Raw genomic sequence first — 3,841 nt, 5'->3', positions numbered from 1 at the left:
AATTGCTAGGTCACATGCCACTAAAGGTGAGAAACCGCCTCCAAGCACCAGCCATTGACCATAGCAATGGTTGTTTTGAATACATACGAAGAAGTTGCCACTGCCAACGACATGAGTCACGACGAATACGCTCTTGGAAAATCTCTGGTTGAGTATCGACTTCACGGAAATATTCCTTCAAATCCATACCCGCTGTCCAAGAGTCGCCTGCACCAGTCAGAACCAAAACTTTAGCATTTTGATCAAGCTCAAGGGTTCAAGCACATCAATCATTTCACGATTGAGGGTTGGGCTCATGGCATTTTTCTTTTCAGGGCGGTTTAAAGTAACCCATGCAATTCCATCTTCAACTTTAACATCTACTGTTTCCCAGCGGTTTTCATAACTCATCTTCATACTCCTTGAATGATTTCTTGCTGTTCTGGGATTTAATCTAATATCAGTTAAACTTACATTCAAGTCTTTTTTGGAAAATTTTATAAATATTTATAATTTGTTGTATTTTAAACATTAATTATTTTAAAAATTAATTTTAAATAAAAATATGTTGATTTTTTAATAAGTTTAACTGATATTTTTGGTGTGTTTAAAAATAATACACAAAGGGCTAAATGGAACGACTAGTCAATAAAGGACAACACAATGGAAAAAAATATCAGGACAGCCTTCAAGGGCAAAAATCACGTTGCTACTGTGCTTTGCCATAGCGATTTTTGAAGGATTTGATCTTCAATCAATGGGGGTAGCCGCTCCACGAATGCGGGCTGAGTTTATGTTAGATAATGCCCAGATGGCGTGGGCATTTAGTGCTGCAATTTTGGGAACACTCCCAGGCGCAATATTAGGTGGTCGGTTTGCCGATATTGTCGGGCGTAAGAAAATTCTGATTTTTAGTATCTTACTTTTTGGAATTATGTCTTTGCTAACCGCCTATGCGGCCAATTTTAGTCTGTTACTGCTTATTCGTTTTTGTACGGGTTTGGGAATGGGTGGGGCGCTACCCATGATGATTACGCTTGCCTCTGAAGCTGTGCCTGACCAGCACAAAGGTACTGCGGTTAGTGTGATGTATAGTGGCATTCCTTTTGGTGGCTTACTCACTTCCGTCGTTGCTATGTCGTTGGCAGGCGATGCAGAGTGGCGTCATATTTTCTATATCGGGGGGATTGCACCTATTTTACTAATCCCACTGATTATGCGCTTTTTACCTGAGTCAAATGACTACCTGCAACGCAAAGTTCAAGCACAGCAAACCACGCCATTCTTTGAGGTTTTATTTGCGAAAGAACGCCGTATGTCGACCATTCAGCTTTGGATAAGCTTTTTCTGCACGCTGGTGGTGTTGTATTTCTTGTTGAACTGGTTGCCGTTACTCATGGGTGCGCAGGGCCTATCAAAACTACAGGCGAACTATGTACAGATGGGCTACAACGTTGGCGGAATTTTAGGTTCAATCCTCATGGGCGTATTGCTTGATAAATTACGCATGAGCTTTGTGATTAAGCTAATTTATCTCGGCATTTTATTCTCACTATGCTGTTTAGCAATTTCTCCAACCGTTGCTTTACTTGCACTTTCGGCAGTGGGTTGTGGCTTATTCATTGTGGGTGGGCAATCGGCGTTGTATGGTTTGGCTGCCATGTATTATCCAACCGAAATGCGTGGAACCGGAGTTGGCGCTGCGGTTGCAATCGGGCGTATTGGTTCGTTTGCTGGACCTTTAATGGCTGGTTTTTTACTCTCGCTTGGACAAAGCTCGACCATCGTGATTGGTTCAAGTATTCCAGTGATCTTAATTGCAGCGATCTCTGCATTACTTCTTGTCAAAAAACCTAAACAGCCTGTACATTTAGTACAAAGCTCAGGTGCTCGCTAAGTTTTAACGAAAGTATGGGGTTAGAACCTCATACTTTCACTACAGATTTTCTTATGATGATTGAAAGGTTATGGTACGTTCGAATTTAGTTCAAAAAAAAGTAGAAGATGAGCCTAAGTTAAGTTACATGATTGCTCGTGTTGACCGAATTATTAGTAAACATTTAACAGAACATTTAAAAGAGCTTGAAATTACCTTACCGCAATTTACCGCACTTTCTGTTTTAGCTTCAAAAAGTAATTTATCCAATGCCAAGCTTGCTGAGCGTTCTTTCATAAAGCCGCAATCTGCCAACAAAATTTGCAAGATTTACTGGTGAATGGCTGGATTGAGAAAAAACCGGACCCGACACATGGCCGCCGTATTTTAATTACCCTGACCGAAAGCGGGATTGAAAAATTAAACAAATGCAATGAAGTGGTTTTAAAAGTCGAAGAAAAATGCTTGAAGGCATTGATATTAACTTGGCTTATTTGATCCGTAATAATCTCGATATTATGGTCAATAATCTTAAAAATTTTAAATAAGTGTGTTTGTTTAGGTTGAGTTAAATTGCTAAGTAATGATTCACACAGAAAATTGATTTCATTTTGCAAATGAACTTGCTAGCATCAAAGTGACGTTTTTGATGATGTGTGGCAACGAATGTCTTCAGGACAACAAGTTTTACTAAAACTAAGAAAATGATTATTTCAGGGGAACTTGAAGGCGGTGCCAGAATTGCCGAGATTCCTACTGCCGAGTTACTTGGCGTTTCACGCCAGCCTGTTCGTATAGCCTTTCGGTTGCTCGAACAAGAAGGTCTCCTCATTAAAAACCCAACTCGTGGTTATACGGTTCGTGAAATTTCCGGAAAACTGGTGCATGACGCACTTGAAGTGCGCGGTGTGCTTGAAGGGTTGGCTGCGAAAACTTTGGCAGAGCAAGGCTTAAGCGAAGAGCAAAAAAAGACCTTGCAACATTGCATTCAGGAAACGGAAAAACTCTTTAATGAAAAAGACGAGTTTGGCGATGCTGAGCTAGAGCGTTATCACCATTTTAATGTCATCTTTCATGACACCATTATTGAGGGAGCGCAAAACGTTGCGCTCATCCAAGCGTTGGCTAAAAACAACCAATTGCCGATGGCTTCTGCCCAAGCCATTACCTATGACCAGAACCAAGCTTTGTCAGAATATCGCCGTTTGCACTATGCACATTTGCAGCATTGTTCGATTTTCGATGCATTGGTAAATCGTCAGGCAGGGCGTGCTGAAACATTAATGCGTGAACACAGTAGTGTGGTGATTTTAGGTGAAACGCTAAGAAATGTTCTCAGCACTTAAAGTGAAAAGTTCCTTTATTTTTGAATAAAGGAATTTTCGAGTTAAAGCTCAATTACAAGATGTTTAGTTTTTGCACGAGAACAACAAGGCGTAAATTGGTCATTTAGTGCATGCTCCTCATCAGTCATAAATAGATCCCGATGATCAGGTATACCTTCTACAACGCGGGTAATACATGTGCCGCAAATGCCTTGTTCACATGAAACAGGAATATCAAAACCATTTGCAATTAATGCTTCTGTTGCAGTCTGCTCTGGCAATACTTCAATTCGGCGGCCCGTACCTTTCACTTCAATAGTAAAAGCTTCATTGTTGGACGTATCTACTTTTTGCGCGACAAAATGCTCTTGATGTAACTGTTCGCTATGCCAACCCGCTTGTTCGGCTGAGCTCATGACAAACTGCATAAATCCTGTTGGACCGCATACATATAAGTGTCTATCTGGTGAACTCTGACCCAAAACCTCTGCCATATTACATTCAGTGTCGGGTTGATCTTGAATATGAAAATGGACTTGGTCACCAAAATGCTCGGTTAAGTTGCCATAGAAAGCAATCATTTCATGACTACGAACAAAGTAGTGCAACTCAAAAGGTATATTGGCCGCCTTAAGTCGATACGCCATCGACAAAATAGGGG

General features: G+C 40.8%; 2 protein-coding genes and 3 pseudogenes (1 of these 5 only partly in view). 3 read left to right on the top strand and 2 right to left on the bottom strand.

Annotated elements, in window-relative coordinates; genetic code table 11:
* Positions 1-396: pseudogene (locus tag EGS71_RS22305) on the bottom strand (enoyl-CoA hydratase-related protein); the annotation flags it as partial.
* 256 nt (positions 397-652) lie between these two features.
* Here EGS71_RS22305 and mhpT point away from each other — a divergent pair.
* The 3 genes and pseudogenes from mhpT (at position 653) to EGS71_RS22290 (ending at position 3,201) form a co-directional block, all read left to right on the top strand.
* Positions 653-1,876 carry a 3-(3-hydroxy-phenyl)propionate transporter MhpT gene (gene mhpT / locus EGS71_RS22300; RefSeq protein ID WP_125275256.1) on the top strand — a complete coding sequence of 408 codons (1,224 nt, stop codon included), beginning with the start codon at positions 653-655 and terminating at the stop codon, positions 1,874-1,876.
* A 70-nt stretch (positions 1,877-1,946) separates the two neighbouring features.
* Positions 1,947-2,403 (top strand): annotated as a pseudogene (locus tag EGS71_RS22295) (MarR family winged helix-turn-helix transcriptional regulator).
* 106 nt (positions 2,404-2,509) lie between these two features.
* Positions 2,510-3,201, top strand: a pseudogene (locus tag EGS71_RS22290) (GntR family transcriptional regulator).
* 41 nt (positions 3,202-3,242) lie between these two features.
* Here EGS71_RS22290 and EGS71_RS22285 read toward each other — a convergent pair.
* A protein-coding gene (locus EGS71_RS22285) for a PDR/VanB family oxidoreductase (protein ID WP_000382547.1) crosses the window boundary here: on the bottom strand, positions 3,243-3,841 show its 3' portion. It continues 346 nt past the right edge of the window; the window shows 599 of its 945 coding nt (coding positions 347-945); its start codon lies off the right edge, out of view; it ends in the stop codon at positions 3,243-3,245.

Origin of the sequence: Acinetobacter sp. FDAARGOS_559 (assembly GCF_003940475.1) — a bacterium.
Lineage (GTDB): Bacteria > Pseudomonadota > Gammaproteobacteria > Pseudomonadales > Moraxellaceae > Acinetobacter > Acinetobacter baumannii.
This window is presented reverse-complemented; position numbering and strand designations above follow the sequence as displayed.